Source organism: Pseudomonas umsongensis, assembly GCF_002236105.1.
Taxonomy (GTDB): Bacteria; Pseudomonadota; Gammaproteobacteria; order Pseudomonadales; family Pseudomonadaceae; genus Aquipseudomonas; species Aquipseudomonas umsongensis.
In genome coordinates this window covers 109,562-135,225 of the sequence record NZ_NIWU01000005.1, presented here as the reverse complement: position 1 = coordinate 135,225, position 25,664 = coordinate 109,562, and the positions used below count along the sequence as shown (strand labels likewise).

21 protein-coding genes are annotated in these 25,664 nt (G+C 59.8%); 14 read left to right on the top strand and 7 right to left on the bottom strand.

Features of this window, described 5'->3' with window-relative positions:
• The first annotated feature begins 42 nt into the window (after nt 1-42).
• The 3 genes from acnD (at nt 43) to prpD (ending at nt 5,548) form a co-directional block, all read left to right on the top strand.
• The gene (acnD, locus tag PSUM_RS22795; RefSeq protein WP_083349588.1) at nt 43-2,637 is read left to right on the top strand and encodes a Fe/S-dependent 2-methylisocitrate dehydratase AcnD; all 2,595 of its coding nucleotides are present in this window, start codon (nt 43-45) and stop codon (nt 2,635-2,637) included.
• A gap of 56 nt (nt 2,638-2,693) precedes the next feature.
• On the top strand, nt 2,694-3,884 hold the full coding sequence (gene prpF / locus PSUM_RS22790; RefSeq protein ID WP_020800449.1) for a 2-methylaconitate cis-trans isomerase PrpF: 1,191 nt from the start codon (nt 2,694-2,696) through the stop codon (nt 3,882-3,884).
• A 179-nt stretch (nt 3,885-4,063) separates the two neighbouring features.
• Nucleotides 4,064-5,548: a 2-methylcitrate dehydratase gene (gene prpD / locus PSUM_RS22785; RefSeq protein ID WP_083349587.1), complete on the top strand. Its 1,485-nt coding sequence runs from the start codon at nt 4,064-4,066 to the stop codon at nt 5,546-5,548.
• A 126-nt stretch (nt 5,549-5,674) separates the two neighbouring features.
• Here prpD and ppsR read toward each other — a convergent pair whose 3' ends face one another.
• A complete protein-coding gene (ppsR, locus tag PSUM_RS22780) occupies nt 5,675-6,493 on the bottom strand; it encodes a posphoenolpyruvate synthetase regulatory kinase/phosphorylase PpsR (protein ID WP_020801102.1) in 819 nt (272 codons plus the stop codon).
• Nucleotides 6,494-6,667: 174 nt separating this feature from the next.
• On the opposite strand from ppsR, the gene ppsA reads away from it, so the two are divergent.
• From ppsA to PSUM_RS22740, 8 genes are all read left to right on the top strand, one after another.
• Nucleotides 6,668-9,043, top strand: a complete 2,376-nt coding sequence (gene ppsA, locus PSUM_RS22775) for a phosphoenolpyruvate synthase (RefSeq protein WP_033039437.1) — start codon at nt 6,668-6,670, stop codon at nt 9,041-9,043.
• 204 nt (nt 9,044-9,247) lie between these two features.
• Entirely contained in the window at nt 9,248-10,237 is a 990-nt protein-coding gene (locus tag PSUM_RS22770; RefSeq protein WP_033043617.1) for an alpha/beta fold hydrolase, read from the top strand.
• Nucleotides 10,238-10,374: 137 nt separating this feature from the next.
• Nucleotides 10,375-10,866, top strand: a complete 492-nt coding sequence (gene rraA, locus PSUM_RS22765; protein ID WP_020801098.1) for a ribonuclease E activity regulator RraA — start codon at nt 10,375-10,377, stop codon at nt 10,864-10,866.
• A gap of 34 nt (nt 10,867-10,900) precedes the next feature.
• Nucleotides 10,901-11,896 carry a zinc transporter ZntB gene (locus PSUM_RS22760; RefSeq protein ID WP_020801097.1) on the top strand — a complete coding sequence of 332 codons (996 nt, stop codon included), beginning with the start codon at nt 10,901-10,903 and terminating at the stop codon, nt 11,894-11,896.
• A gap of 63 nt (nt 11,897-11,959) precedes the next feature.
• Nucleotides 11,960-12,208: a hypothetical protein gene (locus PSUM_RS22755; protein WP_020801096.1), complete on the top strand. Its 249-nt coding sequence runs from the start codon at nt 11,960-11,962 to the stop codon at nt 12,206-12,208.
• A 2-nt stretch (nt 12,209-12,210) separates the two neighbouring features.
• A complete protein-coding gene (locus PSUM_RS22750) occupies nt 12,211-13,035 on the top strand; it encodes a mechanosensitive ion channel family protein (RefSeq protein ID WP_008048604.1) in 825 nt (274 codons plus the stop codon).
• Between the two features lie 90 nt (nt 13,036-13,125).
• A complete protein-coding gene (gene sigX, locus PSUM_RS22745; RefSeq protein ID WP_083349586.1) occupies nt 13,126-13,716 on the top strand; it encodes an RNA polymerase sigma factor SigX in 591 nt (196 codons plus the stop codon).
• Between the two features lie 107 nt (nt 13,717-13,823).
• Entirely contained in the window at nt 13,824-14,855 is a 1,032-nt protein-coding gene (locus PSUM_RS22740; RefSeq protein WP_020801095.1) for an OmpA family protein, read from the top strand.
• Between the two features lie 104 nt (nt 14,856-14,959).
• Here the strand turns inward: PSUM_RS22740 and cobA are convergent, their stop codons facing one another.
• The 6 genes from cobA to PSUM_RS22710 form a co-directional block, all read right to left on the bottom strand.
• On the bottom strand, nt 14,960-15,727 hold the full coding sequence (cobA, locus tag PSUM_RS22735) for a uroporphyrinogen-III C-methyltransferase (protein WP_020801094.1): 768 nt from the start codon (nt 15,725-15,727) through the stop codon (nt 14,960-14,962).
• 51 nt (nt 15,728-15,778) lie between these two features.
• The gene (locus PSUM_RS22730) at nt 15,779-17,449 is read right to left on the bottom strand and encodes a bifunctional protein-serine/threonine kinase/phosphatase (RefSeq protein ID WP_020801093.1); all 1,671 of its coding nucleotides are present in this window, start codon (nt 17,447-17,449) and stop codon (nt 15,779-15,781) included.
• A 7-nt stretch (nt 17,450-17,456) separates the two neighbouring features.
• A complete protein-coding gene (locus PSUM_RS22725) occupies nt 17,457-18,668 on the bottom strand; it encodes a nitrate/nitrite transporter (RefSeq protein ID WP_020801092.1) in 1,212 nt (403 codons plus the stop codon).
• A 256-nt stretch (nt 18,669-18,924) separates the two neighbouring features.
• A complete protein-coding gene (locus tag PSUM_RS22720) occupies nt 18,925-19,872 on the bottom strand; it encodes an IS110 family RNA-guided transposase (RefSeq protein WP_168757435.1) in 948 nt (315 codons plus the stop codon).
• 248 nt (nt 19,873-20,120) lie between these two features.
• Nucleotides 20,121-20,696, bottom strand: coding sequence for an ANTAR domain-containing response regulator (locus PSUM_RS22715; protein ID WP_008056396.1), 576 nt, complete (start codon nt 20,694-20,696; stop codon nt 20,121-20,123).
• Nucleotides 20,697-20,711: 15 nt separating this feature from the next.
• On the bottom strand, nt 20,712-21,923 hold the full coding sequence (locus PSUM_RS22710) for a CmpA/NrtA family ABC transporter substrate-binding protein (protein ID WP_083349585.1): 1,212 nt from the start codon (nt 21,921-21,923) through the stop codon (nt 20,712-20,714).
• Between the two features lie 225 nt (nt 21,924-22,148).
• On the opposite strand from PSUM_RS22710, the gene PSUM_RS22705 reads away from it, so the two are divergent.
• From PSUM_RS22705 to sctW, 3 genes are read left to right on the top strand one after another with little or no spacing between them, the layout of a single operon-like run.
• The gene (locus PSUM_RS22705) at nt 22,149-22,883 is read left to right on the top strand and encodes a helix-turn-helix domain-containing protein (RefSeq protein WP_169840446.1); all 735 of its coding nucleotides are present in this window, start codon (nt 22,149-22,151) and stop codon (nt 22,881-22,883) included.
• A gap of 4 nt (nt 22,884-22,887) precedes the next feature.
• Nucleotides 22,888-24,543 carry a type III secretion system outer membrane ring subunit SctC gene (gene sctC, locus PSUM_RS22700; RefSeq protein ID WP_083349583.1) on the top strand — a complete coding sequence of 552 codons (1,656 nt, stop codon included), beginning with the start codon at nt 22,888-22,890 and terminating at the stop codon, nt 24,541-24,543.
• Complete coding sequence (gene sctW / locus PSUM_RS22695; protein ID WP_020795883.1) at nt 24,540-25,646, top strand: type III secretion system gatekeeper subunit SctW; 1,107 nt, start codon at nt 24,540-24,542, stop codon at nt 25,644-25,646. The genes sctC and sctW overlap by 4 nt, the downstream gene beginning before the upstream one ends.
• The last annotated feature ends 18 nt before the right edge of the window (nt 25,647-25,664 follow it).

Here is a 25,664-nt window from a genome sequence, read left to right as displayed (position 1 = left end):
CAGGCCCCACCCTTTGAAACTACCGTGACCGAGTCCTGACCGATGAACACAGAATTCCGTAAATCGCTGCCCGGCAGCCACCTGGATTACTTCGACGTCCGCGCGGCGGTCGAGGCCATCCAGCCCGGCGCCTATGACACCCTGCCGTACACCTCCCGCGTGCTGGCGGAAAACCTGGTGCGTCGCTGTGACCCGGCCACGCTGACCGAATCCCTGAAGCAATTCATCGAGCGCAAGCGCGACCTCGATTTCCCCTGGTTTCCGGCCCGTGTGGTGTGCCACGACATTCTTGGCCAGACCGCGCTGGTCGACCTCGCCGGCCTGCGTGACGCTATCGCTCTGCAAGGCGGCGACCCGGCGCAAGTCAACCCGGTGGTGCCAACCCAACTGATCGTCGACCACTCCCTGGCCGTCGAACGCGGTGGCTTCGATCCGGAGGCGTTCGAGAAGAACCGCGCCATCGAAGACCGTCGCAACGAAGACCGTTTCCACTTCATCAACTGGACCAAGAAGGCGTTCAAGAACGTCGACGTGATCCCGCCGGGCAACGGCATCATGCACCAGATCAACTTGGAGAAAATGTCTCCGGTGATCCAGGTGCGCGACGGCGTGGCGTTCCCTGATACCTGCGTCGGCACCGACAGCCACACTCCGCACGTCGATGCGCTGGGCGTGATCGCCATCGGTGTCGGTGGCCTGGAAGCGGAAAGCGTAATGCTCGGCCGCGCCTCCTGGATGCGCCTGCCGGAAAGCGTCGGCGTCGAGCTCACCGGCAAACTGCAGCCGGGCATCACCGCCACCGACATGGTGCTGGCGCTGACCGAGTTCCTGCGCAAGCAAAAAGTCGTCGGTGCCTGGCTGGAGTTCTTCGGCGAAGGCGCCGCGGCCCTGACCCTGGGCGACCGCGCGACCATCTCCAACATGGCCCCGGAATACGGTGCCACCGCGGCGATGTTCTACATCGACCAGCAAACCATCGACTACCTCAAGCTCACCGGCCGTGAAGACGATCAGGTGCAGCTGGTCGAGAACTACGCCAAGACCACGGGCCTGTGGGCCGACAGCCTGAAAGGCGCGCAATACGAGCGCGGCCTGACCTTCGACCTGTCCTCGGTGGTGCGCAACATGGCCGGCCCGAGCAACCCGCACGCCCGTGTGGCGGTGTCGGACCTGGCGGCCAAAGGCATTTCCGGTCAGTGGGACGATGTACCCGGCCAAATGCCGGACGGTGCGGTGATCATCGCCGCCATCACCAGCTGCACCAACACCAGCAACCCGCGCAACGTGATCGCTGCCGGCCTGCTGGCGCGCAACGCCAACAAGCTGGGCCTGACCCGCAAGCCATGGGTCAAGTCGTCCCTGGCACCGGGCTCGAAAACCGTCGCCCTGTACCTCGACGAAGCCGGCCTGACCGATGAGCTGGAGCAGCTTGGTTTCGGCGTCGTGGCCTTCGCTTGCACCACCTGCAACGGCATGTCCGGCGCACTGGACCCGGTGATCCAGCAAGAGATCATCGACCGCGACCTGTACGCCACCGCCGTGCTTTCGGGCAACCGCAACTTCGACGGGCGGATTCACCCGTACGCCAAGCAAGCGTTCCTGGCTTCGCCGCCATTGGTGGTCGCTTACGCAATTGCCGGCACCATTCGTTTCGACATCGAAAAAGACGTGCTGGGCGTGGTCGACGGCAAGGAAATCCGCCTGAAGGACATCTGGCCGAGCGACGAAGAAATCGACGCGGTGGTAAAAGCCTCGGTGAAGCCGGAGCAGTTCCGCCAGGTCTACATCCCGATGTTCGCCATCCACGAAGACACCGGCCCGAAAGTCGCGCCGTTGTACGACTGGCGCGAGATGAGCACCTACATCCGCCGTCCGCCGTACTGGGAAGGCGCACTGGCCGGCGCGCGTCCGCTCAAGGGCATGCGCCCGCTGGCGGTGCTGCCGGACAACATCACCACCGATCACCTGTCGCCGTCGAACGCGATCATGCTCGACAGCGCCGCTGGCGAATACCTGGCGAAAATGGGCCTGCCGGAAGAGGACTTCAACTCCTACGCGACTCATCGGGGCGACCATTTGACGGCGCAGCGCGCGACCTTCGCCAACCCGAAACTGTTCAACGAAATGGTTGTGGAAAACGGCAAGGTCAAGCAGGGCTCCCTGGCCCGTGTCGAGCCGGAAGGCAAAGTGATGCGCATGTGGGAAGCCATTGAGACCTACATGGATCGCAAGCAGCCGCTGATTATTATCGCGGGTGCCGACTACGGTCAGGGTTCATCCCGCGACTGGGCAGCCAAAGGCGTGCGGCTGGCGGGTGTGGAAGCGATCGCGGCCGAAGGTTTCGAACGTATCCACCGCACCAACCTGGTGGGCATGGGCGTGTTGCCACTGGAGTTCAAACCGGGCACCAACCGTCACACCCTGGCCATCGACGGCAGCGAAACCTACGACGTGATCGGCGATCGCACCCCACGTGCCGAGCTGACGCTGGTGATCCATCGCAAGAACGGCGAGCGCGTCGATGTGCCGGTGACCTGCCGCCTCGACACCGCTGAGGAAGTGTCGATCTACGAGGCCGGTGGAGTGCTGCAACGCTTTGCCCAGGACTTCCTCGAAGAATCGGCGGTTGCCGTTTAACACACGCTGCATGGACACGGGACTTTGAGTCCCGTGTCTGTTTTGAAGGAGCACTCATGTCTCACGCACCGCAAATCAAAATTCCCGCCACCTACATGCGCGGCGGCACCAGCAAAGGCGTGTTCTTCAGCCTCAAGGACCTGCCCGAAGCGGCACAGGTCCCAGGCCCGGCTCGCGATGCATTGCTGCTGCGCGTGATCGGCAGCCCCGATCCCTACGACAAGCAAATCGACGGCATGGGCGGCGCGACGTCCAGTACCAGCAAAACCGTGATCCTGTCGAAAAGCACCAAGGCCGATCACGACGTCGACTACCTGTTCGGCCAAGTGTCGATCGACAAACCATTCGTCGACTGGAGTGGCAATTGCGGCAACCTGACCGCTGCAGTCGGCTCGTTCGCCATCAGCAATGGCCTGGTGGACGCCAGCCGCATCCCGCACAACGGCATCGCCGTGGTACGCGTATGGCAAGCCAACATCGGCAAGACCATCATCGCCCACGTGCCGATCACCAACGGTGAAGTGCAGGAAACCGGCGATTTCGAACTCGACGGCGTGACCTTTCCAGCGGCGGAAGTGCAGGTCGAATTCCTCGATCCGGCAGCAGAGGAAGAGGGCGGTGGGGGTTCGATGTTCCCTACCGGCAATCTGGTGGATGACCTGGAAGTGCCTGGCGTCGGGACCTTGAAGGCAACCCTGATCAACGCGGGCATCCCGACCATTTTCGTCAATGCCGAAGACATCGGCTACAAGGGCACTGAGTTGCAGGGCGCGATCAACGGCGATCCAAAAGCATTGCTGATGTTCGAAACCATTCGTGCCTACGGCGCACTGCGCATGGGCCTGATCTCCAACATCGACGAAGCGGCCAAGCGCCAGCACACGCCGAAGGTGGCGTTCGTCGCCAAGCCTGCGGACTACGTGTCGTCGAGCGGCAAAGCGGTTGCGGCGGGCGATGTCGACCTGCTGGTGCGCGCGCTGTCCATGGGCAAGTTGCACCACGCGATGATGGGCACGGCGGCAGTCGCCATCGGCACGGCGGCAGCGATTTCCGGGACGCTGGTGAACCTCGCGGCAGGCGGTGTAGAACGCAATGCGGTGCGCTTCGGTCACCCTTCAGGCACCTTGCGCGTCGGCGCCGAGGCCAGCCAGGTGAACGGTGAGTGGACCGTGAAAAAGGCCATCATGAGCCGCAGTGCGCGGGTGTTGATGGAAGGTTTTGTCCGCGTGCCAGGCGACTCGTTCTAACTCACACAACCCCCTGTAGGAGCTGCCGCAGGCTGCGATCTTTTGATCTTGATCTTAAAAAGCAAGATCAAAAGATCGCAGCCTGCGGCAGCTCCTACAGGGGATCGCATTTCCATAATAAGACTGAGATTGCCCTGAACCGAGGTCCCATCAACGAACCACCGCCGAGTGAATCGAACATGAGCGCCAACGTCGACCTCAACAACCGTCCCGACTACGACCAGGTCCTGCAGGACATTGCCGATTACGTCCTCAACTACAAAATCGAATCCGAAGAGGCGCTGGATACCGCGCGCAACTGCCTGATCGATACCTTGGGCTGCGGCTTGCTGGCCCTGCGTTTTCCCGAATGCACCAAGCACTTGGGGCCCTTGGTCGAAGGCACCTTCGTGCCGTTCGGCGCCCGCGTACCAGGCACCAGCTATCGACTTGATCCGGTCAAGGCCGCGTGGGACATCGGCTGCATCGTGCGCTGGCTCGACTACAACGACACCTGGCTCGCCGCTGAATGGGGCCATCCGTCGGATAACCTCGGCGGGATTCTCGCGGTGGCCGACCACCTGTCGCAAAAGCGCCTGGCCAATGGCGAGTCACCGCTGACCGTTCGTACGGTGCTCGAAGCAATGATCATGGCCCATGAGATTCAGGGCGTGATCGCCCTGGAAAACTCGTTCAACCGCGTGGGCCTCGATCACGTCATCCTGGTGAAAGTCGCTTCGACCGCGGTCACCGCCAAACTCATGGGCGCCAATCGCGGGCAATTGCTCTCAGCGTTGTCCCATGCGTTCGCCGATGGCCAGGCATTGCGCACCTACCGCCATGCACCGAATGCCGGCTCGCGCAAATCCTGGGCAGCGGGCGATGCAACCAGTCGTGGAGTGCGCCTGGCGGACATTGCCATGCGTGGCGAGATGGGCATCCCCGGTGTGTTGAGTGCCAACCAGTGGGGCTTTTACGACGTACTGTTCAGCCACACCAACAACGACCTGGCGCTCAAGCCTGACGACAAGCGCCAGTTCAGCTTCTCGCGGCCTTACGGCAGTTATGTGATGGAGAACGTGCTGTTCAAGATCAGTTTTCCCGCCGAGTTCCACGCGCAAACCGCCTGTGAAGCCGCGGTAATCCTGCACCCCCAAGTGCGTAATCGCCTGCATGACATCGACCGGATCGTCATCACCACCCAGCAATCGGCGATTCGCATTATTTCCAAGGTCGGTCCGCTGGCAAATGCCGCCGACCGCGATCACTGCATCCAGTACATGACCGCGGTGCCACTGGCCTTTGGCAACCTGGTGGCCGAGTATTACGAAGATGATTTCCACAAGGCGCATCCCATCATCGATGTACTGCGCGACAAGATGGTCATTGTCGAAAACCCGGACTACACCCGTGAATACCTGGAAGCCGACAAGCGGTCGATTGCCAATGCCGTGCAGGTGTTTTTCAAGGATGGGTCCAGCACCGGGAATGTGGTGGTGGAGTACCCGATAGGCCATCGTCGGCGCCGTGCCGAGGGCATTCCGTTGTTGGAGGACAAGTTCAAGGCGAACCTGCTGACACGCTTTACCGCGCAGCGTAGCGAGGAGATTTGCGAGCTGTGCAAGGATCAGCAAAAGCTTGAGGCAACACCGGTAAACCGGTTTGTAGACATGTTTGTTATCTAGGAGACCGCGTTATCGTTCCTTCGCGAGCAGGCTCGCTCCCACATTTGATCGCATTCATCCCGGCGAAACTCGATCGAATGTGGGAGCGGGCTTGCTCGCGAAGGCGACCTGGCAGGCACTACAAAATTACTTGAACCGCCGCTCCACACCTTTCTCCACCAGGATTTTCGCGGAAATTTCTTCCACCGAAAAATGCGTGGAGTTGATATTGGGAATGTTCTCGCGGCGAAACAGGTTTTCCACCTCGCGCACTTCGAATTCGCACTGGGCGTAGCTCGAATAGCGGCTGTTGGGCTTGCGTTCGTTGCGGATGGCGGTGAGGCGGTCCGGGTCGATGGTCAGGCCGAACAACTTGTGCTGGTGGGCACGTAGCGCGCTAGGCAGTTGCAGGCGTTCCATGTCGTCTTCGGTCAGCGGGTAGTTGGCCGCGCGGATACCGAATTGCATGGCCATGTACAGACACGTCGGCGTCTTACCACAACGCGACACGCCCACTAGTATCAGGTCGGCCTTGTCGTAATAGTGCGTGCGGGCACCGTCGTCGTTGTCGAGGGCGAAGTTCACCGCCTCGATGCGCTCCATGTAATTGGTGTTGGCACCGATGGAGTGGGATTTGCCCACGGTATAGGAAGAATGCTCGGTCAGTTCCTGTTCAAGCGGCGCCAGGAAAGTCGAGAAAATATCGATCATGAAACCATTGGAAGTTGCGAGGATCTCACGAATGTCCTGATTGACGATGGTGTCGAAGATAATCGGACGGAAGCCGTCGGTTTCGGCGGCTTTGTTGATTTGTTGTACCATGGCCCGTGCTTTTTCCACGCTGTCGATGTATGGCCGCGTGAATTTGCTGAAGGTAATGTTTTCGAACTGCGCCAGGAGGCTTTGACCCAGGGTTTCGGCGGTAATGCCGGTGCCATCGGAGATAAAGAAAGCAGATCGTTTCATTTGCACCTTGGGCCTTAAGCTAATGAGCATTCTTGGATATGATAGGCGCGATTTGCCGGCCGCCAATGGCCCGCATTCTCACTTATTTTCCAGGTCCAGGCCATACAGCTGGCAAATGCTCCCCCGAGCAGCCGGCTTCTGAGCTTTTCCAACACAGTTAGTGGAGAGATCACCTTGGTAGAGTACGTAGTTTCCCTCGATAAGCTCGGCAAACACGATGTTGAGCATGTGGGGGGCAAGAACGCATCCCTGGGCGAGATGATCAGCAATCTTGCGGGTGCCGGTGTATCGGTACCCGGTGGCTTCGCCACGACCGCTCAGGCATATCGTGATTTCCTGGAACTGAGCGGCCTGAACCAGCAGATTCATGACGCCCTGGATGCCCTGGACGTCGACGACGTGAATGCCCTGGCCAAGACCGGCGCCCAGATCCGCCAATGGATCATGGAAGCCGAGTTCCCGGAAAAACTGAACACCGAAATCCGCACCGCGTTCGCCGCGCTGTCCGCAGGCAACCCTGACGTGGCCGTGGCCGTGCGCTCTTCCGCTACCGCCGAAGACTTGCCCGATGCGTCCTTCGCCGGTCAGCAGGAAACCTTCCTGAACATCCGCGGTGTCGAAAACGTCATTCGTGCCGCCAAGGAAGTGTTCGCCTCCCTTTTCAACGATCGCGCGATTTCCTATCGCGTGCACCAGGGCTTCGACCACAAGTTGGTAGCCCTGTCGGCCGGCGTACAGCGCATGGTCCGCTCCGAAACCGGCACCGCCGGCGTGATGTTCACCCTCGATACCGAATCGGGCTTCCGTGACGTGGTGTTCATCACCGGCGCCTACGGCCTGGGTGAAACCGTCGTACAAGGCGCGGTGAACCCGGATGAGTTCTACGTCCACAAAGGCACCCTGGCCGCCGGTCGCCCGGCGATCCTGCGCCGCAACCTGGGCAGCAAGGCCATCAAGATGATCTACGGCGACGAGGCCAAGGCCGGTCGTTCGGTCAAGACCGTTGATGTCGACAAGGCTGAACGTGCGCGTTTCTGCCTGACCGATGCCGAAGTCAGCGAGCTGGCCAAGCAGGCGATGATCATCGAGAAGCACTACCAGTGCCCGATGGACATCGAGTGGGCCAAGGACGGTGACGACGGCAAGCTGTACATCGTGCAGGCCCGTCCGGAAACCGTGAAGAGCCGTACCCAGGCCAACGTCATGGAACGTTACCTGTTGAAGGAAACCGGCACCGTGCTGGTCGAAGGCCGTGCCATTGGCCAGCGCATTGGCGCCGGCAAGGTCCGCATCATCAAGGACGTGTCCGAGATGGACAAGGTCCAGCCAGGCGACGTGCTGGTATCGGACATGACCGACCCGGACTGGGAACCGGTCATGAAGCGCGCCAGCGCCATCGTCACCAACCGTGGCGGTCGTACCTGCCACGCGGCGATCATTGCCCGTGAGCTGGGTATCCCGGCCGTGGTCGGTTGCGGCAACGCTACCCAGCTGTTGAAAGACGGCCAGGGCGTGACCGTTTCCTGCGCTGAAGGCGACACCGGTTTCATCTTCGAAGGCGAACTGGGCTTCGACATCAAGAAGAACTCCGTGGACGCCATGCCGGATCTGCCGTTCAAGATCATGATGAACGTCGGCAACCCGGACCGCGCCTTCGACTTCGCACAGCTGCCGAACGCCGGTGTGGGCCTGGCCCGCCTGGAGTTCATCATCAACCGCATGATCGGCGTGCACCCTAAAGCGCTGCTGAACTACGACGGCCTGCCGCAAGACATCAAGGAAAGCGTCGACAAGCGCATTGCTGGCTACGACGACCCGGTCGGCTTCTACGTCGAGAAACTGGTCGAAGGCATCAGCACCCTGGCAGCGGCGTTCTGGCCGAAAAAGGTCATCGTGCGTCTGTCGGACTTCAAGTCCAACGAATACGCCAACCTGATCGGCGGCAAGCTCTACGAGCCGGAAGAAGAGAACCCGATGCTGGGCTTCCGCGGCGCCTCGCGTTACATCAGCGAATCGTTCCGTGACTGCTTCGAACTCGAATGTCGCGCCCTCAAGCGCGTGCGCAACGAGATGGGCCTGACCAACGTCGAAATCATGGTGCCGTTCGTCCGTACCCTGGGCGAAGCGAGCCAAGTGGTGGATCTGCTCGCCGAAAACGGCCTGGCCCGTGGCGACAACGGCCTGCGCGTCATCATGATGTGCGAGCTGCCGTCCAACGCGATCCTGGCGGAAGAGTTCCTCGAATTCTTCGACGGTTTCTCCATCGGCTCCAACGACCTGACCCAGCTCACCCTGGGCCTGGACCGTGACTCCGGGATCATCGCGCACCTGTTCGACGAGCGAAATCCTGCGGTCAAGAAGCTGCTGGCCAACGCCATTGCCGCCTGTAACAAGGCTGGCAAGTACATCGGCATTTGCGGCCAGGGTCCTTCGGACCACCCTGACCTGGCCAAGTGGCTGATGGAGCAGGGCATCGAGAGCGTTTCGCTGAACCCTGATTCCGTACTGGAAACCTGGTTCTTCCTGGCGGAAGGTCAAGCGCAGGCTTGATGGTGTGTGAACGGCTCGCTCACGTGCCTTTGTAGGGGCGAGCATGCTCGCGATGGACGTCAACGATAACGCGTTTGTCATGGATGAACGTGGTGTCTTGACGTTTTTCGCGAGCATGCTCGCTCCTACAGGGGTGGGGCGGAGCCTTTGAGATTCAAGTAGGGCGGGCTCCTCTGGAAGCCGCCCTTTTTTGTGCAAGAGATTATGCAAAGCAGCAGCAACCTGTTTCCTGTCGCCCTGATCAGCGCCGAGCGCCGCGGTGATCTGAGCGAAGATGTCTACCGCTTGAAACCCGGTAACAGCCCGGACGGCACCGTAGAACTGGCGGTGACGCGCCTCGGCATGGCCGATGAACCGGCATCCCGTGGCGTGCCGGTGATCCTGTTGCACGGCAGTTTTTCCAATCGACGCTTCTGGTTCTCCCCCAAGGGGCTGGGCCTGGGTGCCTATCTGGCGCGCCAGGGGTTCGATGTCTGGATTGCGGAAATGCGCGGTCACGGCCTCTCCCGGCGCAACCAGAGCTATCGCAAGAACCGAGTTGCCGACTATGCACGATACGACCTGCCAGCCATCGGCGCCTTCGTACGCGAGCAAAGCGGCCAGGTTCCGCACTGGATCGGCCATTCGCTGGGCGGCATCACCCTGGCGGCCGCGCTGGGTGGCCAATACATTGGCGAACCCGTGGTGGCGTCCGCGGCGCTTTTTGGCACGCAAGTCAGTCGCACTTACTGGCCGCTGAAGATTCCACCGGTGGAATGGAGCGGTCGTTTCATCCTCAAGCGCTTTGCCCAGCTCTCCGGTTCACGGCTCAAGCGTGGCCCAGAGGACGAGCCGATTGGCCTGGCCTTGGAAAGCATGCGCTGGTACGGTCTGTTCGGGCGCTTTGGCGATGCCGACAAAGACTGGTGGGCGGGCCTGGCCGAGGTCAGGATGCCGGTGCTGGCGGTGAGCGCCGCGGGCGATCATCAGGACCCGGCCTGGGCTTGTCGCAAGCTGTTCGATCAGTTGGGTTGCGAGCACAAGCAATTCATTAACCTGGGGCGTGAGCAGGGGTTTGCCGATAATTTCGGTCATGTCGAGATGTTGGTCAGCAAAGCCGCCCAGGCTGAAGTCTGGCCGTTAGTCGCTCGCTGGCTGTCAGATCAGCAGACGCCGTTGCTCGGTGATCAAGCGGATTTGGCCGCGGCGATCTAAGCTGGACGCTCTATCAAGGGCATTTCGCTCTGGTCGGGTTGCAGTTAAGATATGACGCATTGAGCTGTTCTGGTCATTTTCTGTGACTAAATCAGTAGTGATGTTCGTGCTTTCTTCCTAATTACAGGAGTTTCTCGATGAACCATTACCTCACCCCTGACCTGTGCGACGCCTACCCGGATTTGGTGCAGGTGCTGGAACCGATGTTCAGCAATTTCGGTGGCCGGGATTCCTTCGGCGGCGAGATCGTGACCATCAAGTGCTTCGAAGACAACTCGCTGGTAAAGGAGCAAGCCGAGCTCAAGGGTAATGGCAAAGTGTTGGTGGTCGATGGTGGTGGCTCCCTGCGTCGCGCTTTGCTGGGCGATATGATCGCCGAGAAAGCCGCGAAAAACGGCTGGGAAGGGATGGTGATCTACGGTTGCATCCGTGACGTCGACGTCATCGCGCAAACCGATCTGGGGGTCCAGGCGTTGGCCAGCCACCCGATGAAAACCGACAAGCGTGGTATTGGCGACCTGAATGTTGCCGTGACCTTCGCTGGCGTGACCTTTCATCCCGGTCATTACCTCTATGCGGACAACAACGGCGTGATCATCTCGCCGAGCCCGCTTGCGATGCCTGAGTAAGTCCTGGCCGATTTTTTTGAAGAATGGAATGCGGATGTTCGAGGAAGAAAACGCGCAGTGGGGGCTGGTACATGCCCTGGTGCTGGATGGTAAAGGCGGTGCGCGTTCGATAGCCCGGACAGAACTCGACGAATTGCAGCTGCAGGCTCATGAAAGCCTGTGGCTGCATTGGGATCGCAGTCACCCGCAAACCCAGACCTGGCTGCGCAAGTCCAGCGGCCTGAGTGAGTTCAGCTGCGATCTCTTGCTGGAAGAAAATACCCGCCCGCGTCTCCTGCAGCTTTCGGACAGCGAACTGCTGCTATTTTTGCGTGGCGTAAACCTTAATCCGGGCGCCGAGCCTGAAGACATGGTGTCGGTACGCATCTTCGGTTCTGCCCAGCGAGTCATCTCCCTGCGTCTGCGTCCGCTGCGTGCCACTGAAGATTTGCTGGTGCAACTGGAAGCAGGCAAGGGGCCGAAAACCGCCTCCGAACTCATTCTCTACATGGCTCAGTACCTCACCAACAAGGTGCAGGATCTGGTCAGTTGCCTGTCGGAAGTGGTCGATGAGGAAGAAGAAAAGCTGGATTCCGACGAGCGGTATACTCCTGAGCACGGTGCTGTTTTGCAGATCCGGCGCCGGGCTGCTGCGTTGAAGCGATTCCTCGCTCCGCAGCGGGACATTTTTGGTCAACTGACGCGCATCAAATTGCCCTGGTTCGTCGAGGACGATGGCGATTACTGGAACGAATTGAACAACAGCCTGACCCGCTATCTGGAGGAGCTGGAATTAACCAGAGAGCGCGTGGGGCTGGTCCTGGAGACTGAAGACCGGCGATTGAGCGTGCGCATGAACCGCACCATGTATCGCTTTGGCATCATCACCGGGATTTTTTTGCCGATGAGTTTTCTGACCGGTCTTTTGGGAATCAACGTCGGGGGTATTCCATTTTCAGAAAGCCCCTATGGCTTCCTCGTCGCCTGCCTGCTGATGATCTCGGTGGCGCTCGGGCAGTGGTGGTTATTCCGACGTTTGCGCTGGGTTTGAACGTGCGCCATGTGACCCGGGCAAATTTGACCGCGTCTTTCACAGACATCACGAGAGGTGCGTATGCACGATCCGTTTGAACAGTCTTTGCGCGACATGCTCAAGGCATCACCGTCCACCCGGGACGACGATGCATGCCTGGGGCGTGTCCTGAAAACCGCCAATCGCCAGGTTGGCGCAGGTGATTTGTTCAGCCTGCTGGGCCGCTGGTTGCCCGCCCTGATGATCGCCCTCAATAATGGCTCGGCCCATGTCGCGCCGGTCTCCCGTCTTCGTAAACCTACCGCTCGCACTGCTGATAAGGCTGATTGAATATGGAACTTGATCTCTGGACACAGAGCCTCGTCACTGCAATGACTGCGTTATGGACCAAGGTTGCGAACTTCATCCCGAACCTGTTCGGCGCACTGGTCGTGCTCCTGCTCGGTTTTGTCGTGGCCAAGCTGTTGGACACCTTGCTGTCCAAATTGCTCGCCAAACTCGGCCTGGATCGCCTGATGGGCGGTACCGGCCTGACGAAATTGTTGTCCCGTGCCGGCCTTCAAGTACCTATCTCAACGCTGATCGGTAAAATCGTCTATTGGTTCGTTCTGCTGATTTTTTTGGTTTCTGCCGCAGAATCACTTGGACTTGAACGAGTTTCAGCTACGCTGGATATGCTTGCGCTATATTTGCCGAAGGTATTCGGTGCGGCGCTGGTGCTGTTGGTGGGTGTCTTGCTGGCGCAATTGGCCAATGGGCTGGTGCGCGGAGCGGCAGAAGGCGTAGGCCTGGACTACGCTTCGGGACTTGGGAGAATTGCCCAGGGCCTGGTGATCATCATCAGTATCTCGGTCGCGATCAGTCAGTTGGAGGTCAAGACTGACCTGCTTAACCACGTGATCGTGATCGTTTTGATTACCGTTGGTCTGGCGGTTGCGCTGGCCATGGGGTTGGGAAGCCGGGAAATTGCCGGTCAGATTCTTGCGGGAATCTATGTGCGTGAGTTGTACCAGGTTGGGCAACAAGTGCGTGTTGGAGAGGTCGAAGGGCAGATCGAAGAGATCGGCACGGTTAAAACTACATTGCTGACGGATGAGGGTGAGCTAGTCTCTCTTTCCAATCGGATCCTCCTCGAGCAGCATGTGAGTAGCCGCTAACCCGGCAAACCCTGCTAATGTATGCCGCCGCGAAATGCCGCCTGATGCTGGCTGCGGCGGACATTGACCTGACTGTCGGCACGACTTGTTTTGAATAAAGCCCAATCGTTATCCATGCGCTACGACCCCCGCGAGCTCTCTGATGAGGAGTTGGTCGCGCGCTCGCATATCGAGCTGTTTCACGTGACGCGCGCATATGAAGAACTGATGCGGCGTTACCAACGAACATTATTTAATGTCTGTGCAAGGTATCTCGGGAACGATCGCGATGCTGACGATGTCTGTCAGGAGGTCATGTTGAAGGTGCTGTACGGCCTGAAGAACTTCGAGGGCAAATCGAAGTTCAAGACGTGGCTATATAGCATCACGTACAACGAGTGCATTACGCAGTATCGGAAAGAAAGGCGAAAGCGTCGCTTGATGGACGCCTTGAGTCTTGACCCCCTCGAGGAAGCGTCCGAAGAAAAGGCGCCGAAACCCGAGGAAAAGGGTGGACTTGATCGCTGGTTAGTGTATGTGAACCCGATTGACCGAGAAATTCTGGTGCTACGATTTGTCGCAGAGCTGGAGTTTCAGGAGATCGCAGACATCATGCACATGGGCTTGAGCGCTACAAAAATGCGGTACAAACGCGCTCTAGATAAATTGCGTGAGAAATTTGCGGGCATTGCTGAAACTTAGTTCGGCGCAAATATCTCTTACGTGTAGGCAAGTTCTGATAGACTTGCCGCCGAGTTGTCCCCCGGTTTGCGGGACTGCTTCACAATCACCAGATGGGGATTTAACGGATGAAACTGAAAAACACCTTGGGCTTGGCCATTGGTTCTCTTATTGCCGCCACTTCGATCGGCGCTCTGGCACAGGGCCAAGGCGCAGTTGAAATCGAAGGCTTCGCCAAGAAAGAGTACTTTGACAGCACCCGTAACTTCAAAAACGACGGTAACCTGTTCGGTGGCTCTGTTGGTTACTTCCTGACCGACGACGTTGAGCTGCGTCTGGCTTACGACGAAGTTCACAACGTACGTTCCGACTCTGGCCAGAACATCAAGGGCGCGAACACCGCTCTGGACGCTCTGTACCACTTCAACAACCCAGGCGACATGCTGCGTCCTTACGTCTCGGCCGGTTTCTCCGACCAGAGCATCGACCAGAACGGTTCGAACGGTCGTGACCGTTCCACCTTCGCCAACGTTGGCGGCGGCGCCAAGCTGTACTTCACCGACAACTTCTACGCCCGTGCTGGCGTTGAAGCTCAATACAACATCGACCAGGGCAACACCGAGTGGGCTCCTAGCGTCGGTATCGGTGTGAACTTCGGTGGCGGCTCCAAGCCGGCTCCTGCTCCAGTTCCAGCACCAGAAGTCTGCTCCGACAGCGACAACGATGGCGTTTGCGACAACGTAGACAAGTGCCCGGACACCCCAGCCAACGTAACTGTTGACGCTGATGGCTGCCCAGCAGTTGCTGAAGTTGTTCGTGTAGAGCTGGACGTGAAATTCGACTTCGACAAGTCGGTAGTCAAGCCTAACAGCTACGGCGACATCAAGAACCTGGCTGACTTCATGAAGCAGTACCCATCCACCAGCACCACTGTTGAAGGTCACACTGACTCCGTCGGTCCTGACGCTTACAACCAGAAACTGTCCGAGCGTCGTGCAAACGCCGTTAAGCAAGTTCTGACCAACCAGTACGGTGTTGAATCGTCCCGCGTTCAGTCTGTTGGCTACGGCGAATCCCGCCCAGTTGCTGACAACGCTACTGAAGCTGGCCGTGCTGTAAACCGTCGCGTAGAAGCGCAGGTTGAAGCTCAAGCTAAGTAATTAGCCCACAGCTACGAGAAAAGCCCGGCTCATGCCGGGCTTTTCTTTGTCTGCGATTTGAGATTTGTGTGGTGACTTGAAAAGATCGCAGCCTGCGGCAGCTCCTACATTGGTACTGCGCAAATCCCTGTAGGAGCTGCCGCAGGCTGCGATCTTTTGATCTTCTCGCCAACCGCCACTGCACCGATGACCAATATCGCCGGGCTTTTCAGCTCAAAGACGTAGGCATCTTCCTCCATAGCCGTCAGATCGCTCCGACATTCTCGCTGTTGCGGTAATGAAGCGTTTTCGATCATCGCCACCGGCGTATCCTCCGCCATCCCCCCGGCCAACAACTGCTCGCGGATTTCGCTGAGCTTGGCCACCCCCATGTAGATCACCAGGGTCGTACCGCCTTGGGCCAATGCCTGCCAATTCAGGCTGCTGTCGTCCTGGGTATGGGCGGTGACCAGTGTCACGCCGCGCGCCACACCGCGCAGGGTCAGCGGTATATCGCATTGCGTGGCACCCGCGAGCCCGGCAGTGATGCCATTCACCAGTTCGACCTCAACCCCGCGCTCGCGCAACCACTGGGCCTCTTCGCCTCCGCGCCCGAAAATGCACGGGTCACCCCCTTTAAGCCGCACCACGCATTTGCCCTGCCGGGCATAACGCAGCATCAGGCGATGGATGAACGCTTGTGGCGTGGAGCGGCAACCGCCGCGTTTGCCCACCGCCACGATCCGCGCTGCAGGGCAATGTTCGAGTATCGCGCCGTTGACCAGGTCATCGATCAGCACCACGTCCGCTTCTTTCAATGCGCGCACCGCCTTGAGGGTCAGCAATTCAGGATCACCGGGACCCGCACCCACCAGCCAGACTTTTGCGTTCATAGTGTTGTTCCTCACGAAATGACGATGATCGGTTTTAAGGGCAATGCAGGCTCAGCCATGGAACACCAGGAACAGCAACGCCAGGTTCGCCAGCAGCGACATCAGGGCCAATGTCCGCCACACCTTCAGCGGTTCGCGCTCCAGCAAAGGCCTGGGACGTACGCTTAAACTGCGTCGCTCCCCCTGTTCCAGCAGGCGCAACCATTCCTCGGCGGTTTCAAAGCGCTCAGCCGGGTCTGCGGCAACCGCACGTTCCAGACTTTGCGCCAGCCATTCGGGCAGGTCAGGGCGGTAGCGGCTGGCACTGACCGGAACGCCGAACCGGGGGCGCTGGAAGGCTTCGATTTCGCCGTAGGGAAAATGCCCGGTGAGCAGAAAGTACAAGGTCACCCCCACCGCATACAGGTCCTGCTGCGGCGTCGGTGACTCCCCACGGAAGGCTTCCGGGGCGATATAGCTTGGAGTTCCAGGCAGGGTACTGGGCTGATCTTCAGACAGGCCGGGGCAGTAGGCGAGGCCGAAGTCCAGCAGACGCAACTCGCCGTCGTCCCCTGACAGCAGGTTCTGCGGCTTGATATCGCGATGCAGGATCTGCCGTCGATGGAGCATGCCGACCGCTCGCAGCAGGCGTTCAGCCACGTCCTGCCATTGGGCCAGGGGCATGGGTCCGATCTGTTCATGCACTTGAGCAAGGGTCGAGCCCGAATATTCGCGCATCACGTAGTACAGATGCTGACGCTGGCTGGCCGCATGCACTTCAGGAAAGTGCCGCCCGGCTACGCGCTTGAGGAACCATTCTTCGGACAGCAACGCTTGCCCGGCCTGATGATCGTCATGCAGGCGAGGGGGCAGGGTTTTCAGCAACCAGGGCTGCTGCTGGCTGTCGCGTACCCGATAGAGCAACGACTGCTGGCTCTGGCTGAGAATCCCTTCAATCTGCCAGCCCTCGAAAACCTGGCCCGGTTTCAGCGCCGGGGGCAGTGGCCATTGCTGCAGATGGATCAATGCATCGCCGATATTGGATTCACCCAGGGCATCGACCCGCACCAGCAGTGCGCTGGCGTTATCCTGGCTGCCCGCCAGGTGTGCGGCGTTGACCAGGGTTTGCGCGGCGCTGTCCAGGTCCGGCTGGTCACGCAGGATCGCCGCGATGGCGGTGTCGCCCAGGACCGCCCAGACCCCGTCGCTGAGCAGCACAAAGCTTTCGTCGATACGCAGTTCGCCATCGAGAAAGTCCAGTACCAGGTGTTGATCCAGGCCCAGTGCACGCTTGAGTACATGCTGCATGCCCGGTTGGTCCCAGACGTGATCTTCGCTGACCCGCTGCAACTGCTCGGCGTGCCAGCGATACACCCGGCAATCGCCGACATGGGCCAAGGTAAAACGCCGACCGCGCAGGACCAGGGCGCTGACGGTGGTCAGCAGCGGCTGGCCTGCGCCGTTGGCTTGCAGCCAGCGGTTTTGCGCCAGCAGCAAGCGATCCAGCGCCTGGGCAACCCCCCAGGTTTCCGGCGTGGCGTAGTAGTCCAGCGCCAGGGCCTGCAATGTCGAGCGAGCCGCCAGGCCACCGTCGGCGCACTGGCTGACGCCATCGGCGATGGCGAACAGGTAGCCCTTGCTGGCTGCCAGCGCCGGGGCCGGCGTGACGAGGCGCAAGGCGTCCTGATTCTCATCGCGCGGGCCGATGGCGCTGGCTTGCGCAAAACTTAATTGCAGGCTCATGGTGGCGTCAAACCCGTGCAGCCGTCACAGCGGCCGAACCCCAGGTGGTCCTCCAGCGGCGTTTTACGCCGTGCAGGCCGAACCAGGCGAGCACCCCCAGGCTGGCGAACAACCACAATGCCATCTGGTAGCTGCCGGTGCTTTGCTTGATCGCACCCATGCCTGCCGCCAGGGCAAATCCACCGATGCCGCCGGCCATGCCGATCAGGCCGGTCATGACGCCGATCTCGCGACGGAAACGCTGGGGCACCAACTGGAACACCGCACCGTTGCCTGCACCCAAACCGAGCATGGTGCACACGAACAGGGCCAGCGCGGCATAGGAGCTGGGCAAGTTGAAACCGACGGCAGCGATACAGATGGCCGCCACGGTGTACATCGCGAGCAGGGTGCGAATGCCGCCGAAACGATCGGCCAAGGCGCCTCCCAGTGGCCGCATCAGGCTACCGCCGAACACACAGGCTGCCGTGTAGTAACCAGCGGTCACGGGGCTCAGGCCATACTGGTCGTTGAAATAACCGGGCAGGGCGCTGGCCAGGCCGATAAAGCCACCGAAGGTCACGCTGTAGAAAAACATGAACCACCAGCTGTCGCGGTCACCCAGGGCCTTGAAGTAGTCAGTCATCGACTTGGCTTTCGGCCGCTCAGGCGCGTTCTTGGCCAGCCAGGCGAAGACGATCAGTGTCAGGATCAACGGGATCAGTGCGAAACCGAACACATTGCTCCAGCCAAAGGCAGCCGCCAGAACCGGTGCAATCAGCGCCGCGAGCACAGTGCCGGAGTTTCCGGCCCCGGCGATGCCCATGGCCTTGCCCTGGTGCTGTGGCGGATACCATTGCGATGCCAAGGGCAGGGCGACAGCGAAGGAGGCGCCGGCCATGCCGAGGAACAACCCCAGCAGCAAGGCTTGCTCGTAGGTATGGATGCCGAGTTTCCAGGCGCCGAACAATGCGCAAATGACGATCACCTGGCCGATCAGGCCGGCAGTCTTGGGTGACAGGCGATCAGCCAGCATCCCCATTACGAAGCGCAGTACCGCCCCGGCCAGAATCGGCGTGGCCACCACCAGTCCGCGTTGTTGTGTGGTCAGGTGCAGGTCGCCAGCGATCTGAACGGCCAGCGGGCCGAGCAGGTACCACACCATGAAACTCAGGTCGAAATAGAGGAAGGCTGCGAACAGTGTCGGGGTATGGCCGGATTTCCAGAAGCTTGAATTCATCGCGCACCTCAGATGATAGGAGTCTCGAACGGGAGCCAAAACAAAAAAAACGCCGCCACCTGATTCGCCATGGGGCAAATGAGGTGAGCGACGTCTTTGTCGTAGGTGGGGCAACCGCCGTTGGTTACCTGTAGGGATTACTTAGCCAGATCTGTGCCAACAGTTGGGACCGAGTTGCGGCCATTCGCGAGCAGGCTCGCTCCCACAGGGGGAATGCATTTCAAATGTGGGAGATTCTATGGTTGAGGGGAAGCCCTCAACTGGTTTTCGGTTGGTATTCACTCTGCCCCTTCAGCAGGGCGAATACGATACGAGCGAGCTTGCGAGCCAGCATCACCAGGGCTTGAGTGGTGCTGAAACCCCGATTTCTTTGTTCTTGGTAAAACCCTTTCCAGGCTTCGGTTCGACTCGCCGACATAGCCGCATTGTGCAGAAGGCGGCGGGCTTCTGGATCGCCTCGCTTGGTCAAACTCCGGCGACCATCTTTTTGCCCTGATTTTGACACCCGCAAGTCCATTCCAAGAAAGGCGATAAAGGCATCTGCGTTTCGGAAGTCTCCGCGCTGGAACGCCGTGAGCAAGCGCGCGCCAGTCAAAAATCCAACCCCTTCAACTTTCAAGCAACGCTTCAACTGCCCCAGCAAACCGGCTTCTTTCAGCTGATCGTTGATCGTCTTTTCGATCAGCGTCTCAAGCTGCTGCATGGACTTTATTTGCTCGGAAAAAGCAGCCTTCAGCAAGGGCTCATTCGACCAGCTTTGCACTAGGCCGACCCTGGCCTGGACCAAGGCCGCCCGGCGGCGAAAAAGACTCAGGAGTTGGCGATACAGCGGTGTCGGCGGCGTCCATGGGTGAAGTTCTTCATGCTCGTTCTTCAGATAGCGAGCAAGCAGTTTGGCATCCAGTGCATCGGTTTTGGCACGGACCTTCACACCTTCTCGGTAATGTTTGAGCTCATAGCCGCCCACCATGTAAATCACGCAGCCGGCCTCAAAGGCCAGGTCAGCGAACTCCAGGTGGTAGATGTTGGTGGCTTCAACAGCAATAGCCACACTCCCCGGCAAGTCCTTTAACCACTTGTTGATGCTGGTTTTGTTGTTGGGAATCTCTTCAAGCAGGTCCAGTTCGGCGTGATAAATCACCAATTCTTTCTTGGCGACATCCACGCCCACGATCGGCTTTGAAACAGAAACCGGCATTGCCATAGGTTTTCCTCCGGGATAAGGTTTTAAGCACTTGAAGGGCTCACCCAGAGGCGCAGGCTTGTTCCTATCGTCGGTCTAGGCCAGATGCATTCTTTATCGGCGCTTGGGTGAAAGGAGGAGGGGCGAACTCTCCCACAGTCTGTACTGCGTCAACAGTCAGAATCGAGCCTTGTCCCTCCTCCTCCCTTCAAGTCCTACCATACAAGCGAGCCTGCTCGCGAAGAGGCCTTCAACGGCACCAGAAAAACTCAGCCAAGCAACTCACTCATGGCAATGATCTGCTCCGCCACCTGGATCAGCTTCTGCTGGCGGCTCATCGCCTGGCGACGCATCAGGGTGTAGGCCTCTTCTTCGTTGCAGTCCTTCATCTTCATCAGCAGCCCCTTGGCCAGCTCGATGCGCTTGCGCTCGGCCAGTTGCTGGTCACGGGCGTGCAGTTGGGCGCGCAGGGCCTGGTCGCTTTCGAAACGCGCCATGGCCACGTCGAGAATCGGTTGCAGGCGCTGTGCGTGAATGCCTTCGACAATGTAGGCACTGACCCCGGACTTGATCGCCTGGCGCATCACGTCGGGGTCGTGTTCGTCGGTGAACATCACAATCGGCCGTGGCTGGTCACGGCTGACCAGCACCACTTGCTCCATGACATCGCGGCTCGGTGACTCGGTATCGATCAGGATCACGTCCGGGCGCACCGTTTCGACGCGTTCGGGCAAGTCGATGGTCAGCCCGGATTCGTCGATAACCTCGAAACCGGCCTCGGTCAGGGCGGCTTTCAAGCGGCCGACTTTTTTCGCGGTGTCGTTGATCAGCAGGATACGCAACATGTCTGCAGTCTCCTGTCAGCGGCTGGCGAGTAGAGGCAAGCTGTCGCTCATGGCGTGCAGCTTGAAGCTGCGGGCATAACTGGCCGGGTCCGAACCGTCCCAGACCCTGCCGTCGATCAATTGGCTGCTGCGCATCTCATTGCCTGGGATGGCAACACCGACGGCGCTGGCAGCCTCTCGGTATAAGTCTAGTTGTTGAACCTGACGGGCCACGGCGAGGTAATCGGGGTCGTCGCGCAACAGCCCCCAGCGACGAAACTGGGTCATGAACCACATGCCATCGGACAGGTAGGGCAAGTTGACCGCCCCCTGCCCATGGAAACGCAGGGCGTGCGGGTCTTGCCATTCGTTGCCCAGGCCGTCGGCATAGTCGCCCAGCAGCCGTGGTTCGATACACGACAACGGCGCATCGAGGTACTGCGCAGCGCTGAGCAATTGCGCGGTACTGCGGCGATTTTCGACACTGTCGTCGATGAAGCGGCTGGCTTCGAGGATCGCCATCACCAAAGCTCGGGCGGTGTTGGGGTATTGCTCGACGAAAGCGCGCGTACAGCCGAGGATTTTTTCCGGGTGGTCTGGCCAGATGGCCTGGGAGGTCGCCAGGGTAAAACCGAGGTTTTGCTTCACCGCGCTGTCAGCCCAGGGCTCACCGACACAGAAGCCGTCGATACGCCCGGCTTGCAGGTGCGCCACCATTTGCGGCGGCGGCACTACGACGCTGTCGACGTCGTGCAGCGGATGAATGCCCTGGCTTGCCAGCCAGTAGTACAACCACATGGCATGGGTGCCGGTGGGAAAGGTCTGGGCGAAGGTCAGTTTTGGGCGAGTTTGGTGCACGTGACGGTCCAGTGCTTCAGGACTGGTCACGCCGACGGCCTGCAAGCCATGGGAGAGGTTGATGCTCTGGCCGTTCTGGTTCAGGCCCATGAGCACCGCCATGTCGGTGGGGGCCACGCCGCCGATGCCCAGGTGCACGGCGTAGATAAGGCCGTAGAGGCTGTGGGCGGCGTCGAGTTCGCCGCTCACCAGTTTGTCCCGCAGGTTGGCCCAGGACGACTGGCGCTTGAGGTTCAAGGTCAGTCCGTAGGGCTGGGCGAAGCCCTGGGTGGCAGCGACCACCACCGAAGCGCAGTCGCTCAGGGCCATGAAGCCTAGGTTGATTTCGGTCTTTTCCGGGGCATCGCTGCCATTGACCCAGGCCAAGGGGCCGATTGAGGGTTCGTTCATCGATTTCGCACCTTCCAAAAAAAACGTCGTCCCGGACCCCGTATGAGCAGGGGCGGCTGACGACGCCGTTGTCCTGGCACGCATTCCGCCGTTGGCCTGCGTGCTGATGCGTGAACCGGTGCAAGGCATATGCCAGCCCGGATTTCATCACATTTACATCAGGATTCGACACGCCCCACCCCGCATCCTGCCGACCTACATCGTCAGGACGCAAAGGAGGTTGGCGTGCCCATCGAATCACTACACGCCACACGTGCCTCTAATACCCGCTCCTGTGAGCGGCTGTTGCATCTGCGTGTCAACCAAATCGCCGTTTGTCTGGCCCCGGCGCAGTGCGTCTCGACCTGCTGCCTACCGATGGGCTGGGAAGGGCTGATTGCAGTCACCAGCGGATTTGAGGTCAACGGCAGTGTGTCGATCCTGCCAGCTGGCCTGGCACCGCTGGTGAAATTGCAGGTGTTCATCGATCTGGGCCATGCGCCGATCACTGCGCGAGATCGTCAGGCACCTTGGGCGGCATTGCCAGTGCCTTTTTCCCAGGTTCAGTCGGAGCAGGCACTAGAGCGCTGGTACCTCGAACAGGCGATGGCTGGCGGAACGGCCTATCAGGCCTTTGCCAGTGTGTTGCGCCAGACTGAGAGTTACGGGCTTGTGCGCTTTCTGCTGGAACAGGGTACCCACAGTGAAAAACTCACGACTCTGGCGCATCGCTATGGGGTGTCGGTATCGCATTTTCGTCGATTGTGCTGGCAGGCGCTCGGTACGGCGCCCAAGCCCGCATTGCGCGGTTGGCGGACGGCCCAGGCGCTGTTGAACATGAGTCTGCAGGACTGTTCCCTGACAGATCTGGCGTTGGAGTTCGGTTTTTCCTCTTCTTCGCATTTCTCCAAGGAAATTCGCGAGCTGGTGGGCTTCACACCCAGCAGCCTGGCGGACATTACCTACCTTCCAAGTAAGTGAAACGATGAATCGCGCAGTTCAAACCTTGTATGTTTTGCCCTTCTGGCTGGCTGCCATACTGATGCTGGTGCCGTATACGGTGCGGGCCAATGCCGACGAATACGTGGCTCGCGAACAGAGTGTGCGCACGTTTTTTTCGGAGTTGTCCGGGCCGTTGGGCAAGCCGGTGATCATCAGCAAGGCTGCCTCGGCCAAGCGGATCTCCGGCAGTTTTGACCTGCGCTCACCGCAACGGACCTTCGAGCGGGTCAGCGCACAGATGGCGTTGATCTGGTACAGCGATGGCCAGGCGATCTACCTGTATGACGCCGCGGAAGTGAAAAGCTCGATGATGTCGCTGCAGACCCTGACCGTGGCCAGGCTTCAGGCGTTTCTCGAACGGTCCGGGCTGCTCGATGGCCGTTATCCGTTGCGCCATGACGGCCTGCGTACGTTCCATGTGTCGGGGCCGCCGATGTATGTCGATCTGGTGGTGCAAGCGGCCGGTCTGATGGATAACCAACGCTCGGAGCTGTTGCTGGGCAGACAGCAGATTGGCGTTATCCAGGTGCACAACACCTTTGTCAGCGACCGTAAATACGAGCTGCGCGATGACAAGGTGACCATCCCCGGGCTGGCAACCGTGATCGAGGATTTGTTGCGCGGGGAGAAGCGCGAGGTCGAGCCGGCCGTGGCGCAAGCCGGGGCACAGCGAGTGCAGGGGGCGATGCCAGCGTTTCCCCTGGAAGGCCTGGCGACCACATCCCCTGATCAGGACCCGGCTGCGCCGCGAATCATTGCCCGGGAGATGGCCGCCGGAAACATTCGCGTGGTGGCCTATCCGGACACCAACAGCCTGCTGGTCAAGGGTTTGCCGGAGCAGGTGCGCTTTATCGAGAATCTCGTGAGTGCACTGGATACGCCGAAACGACATGTGGAGTTGTCGTTATGGATCATCGATTTGCATAAGGACGAACTCAACCAGTTGGGCATCAATTGGCAAGGCACGGTGAATTCGGGCGGGAAATTTTCCGCATCGCTCAATGCTGGCTCGGCGACCACCCTCGATGGGGCATCATTCGTCGCCCAGGTCATGGCGTTGGAGCGCACCAACCGGGCGAATGTGGTCTCGCGGCCGGTCATCCTGACCCAAGAAAACGTGCCGGCGATCTTTGACAACAACCGCACGTTTTATGCGCCACTGGTGGGGGAGCGCACTGTCGATCTGCAGCACGTGACCTATGGCACGCTGGTCAGCGTATTGCCCCGTTTCGCCCGGGCGGACGAGGTCGAAATGTCGCTCAATATCGAAGACGGCAACCAAATCGAAAACCCCGGTGAGGGAGAGCGTCCGAGCACACTGCCGATGGTCGGCCGTACGCGTATCAGCACGGTGGCGCGAGTGCCCCAGGGCAAGAGCCTGTTGGTCGGCGGTTTCACCCGCGAGGACAACAGCGAGCAAATCGGACGGATACCGGTGTTGGGTTCGATTCCGTGGATCGGCCGATTGTTCAGCTATCGGCAGAGCCGCTCGGCCAATACGGTGCGGGTGTTCCTGATTCAGCCCAAGGAAATTCTCGACGCCCTTGAACCCACCACGGTGGAGCCGGATGCGCGACTGCTGAGCCCGCAGCAGCATGAACGGGTGCGTCGATCCTTTTTCCGGAGCTCAGAAAAATGATCCTGCCACCGATTTCTTCCGGTGGGCGAGCGGCCCAGGCACGCTTGAATGCCGAGAAGGCTGCCCAGCATCCGCAACCGCAGGTCGATGCAGAGGTTGATCTTGACGACGGCATAACGGTCGACGTGGCCCGGCGCTTTGTGCAGATCAGCGATGAAATGTCTGCAGCCTTGGCCCAGTTCCGTGGCCGGCGGCAGTTCGAGCTCAAGTCCGACGCGATGACCGACTCCTTCGAAAGAGTCCTGGAGGACGATACCGTGCCCAAGGCGCGGCAGGTACTGAGCCTGGCGCGGCTATCGGACAAGTCCGACAGCTGGTTGCTGCAGATGGTACGCAACCTGTTTCCCGACGATAGCGACCTGGCATTGGTGCTGCGCGAATTGCTGCGCCGGAAAAAACTCGAGACACGGACTCGTCAGCGGCTTGAAATGTTATTGCAGACGGTGGTTGCCCAAGGCTCCCCCAAGCGCATGAGTGCCGGGATCAATACCGCCCTCAAAGCCAGAATGTTCGGTGCGAGCATGACGGTGCGTGCAGGCCTGTTGCGCGAGACCTACCGGGATTTTATTGAGTTCGACTGCGGACCGGTCAGTTGTTATCAGGACTGGATCGCCCTCTACGGTCCGTCGCAACGCCACGCTGTGCTGGCCTTCATTGAAGCGGCATTACTCACCGACATCGGCGCCCAGGATCCCAGTTGTGCACACGTGGAGTTCGGTCAACTGCTGGCCCGGGTGAACGACCTCAAACGCCTGCGTTCAGCAGATGAACTGTTTATTCGCGGCCTGCTCGGTGATGCACTCATCTGCCGGCACAACCCCGATGAACCCGACTGGCTGGTGTTCCTGATCGGTGTGCTGACCTACCCCGATGATCTCGACCAGTTGTTGCTCGGCGTCTTGGGCGAGCGCCTGCTGTTGAGTGCGCACCATGAGCGTTCGACGGTGCTGCAGAAGGTGCGTCGGCTCAGCCTGCAATTACCGACGCCGCTGTTTGCCGATGAACAGGCACCGCTGCGTCTGGCAGAGCAGTTTATGCGCCTGGCTGACATCGCCTATGCCCTCGAATGTATTGAGCAGCGTCGTCCCGGCGGCACCTCATGACTTTTTCCCGGAACTGAC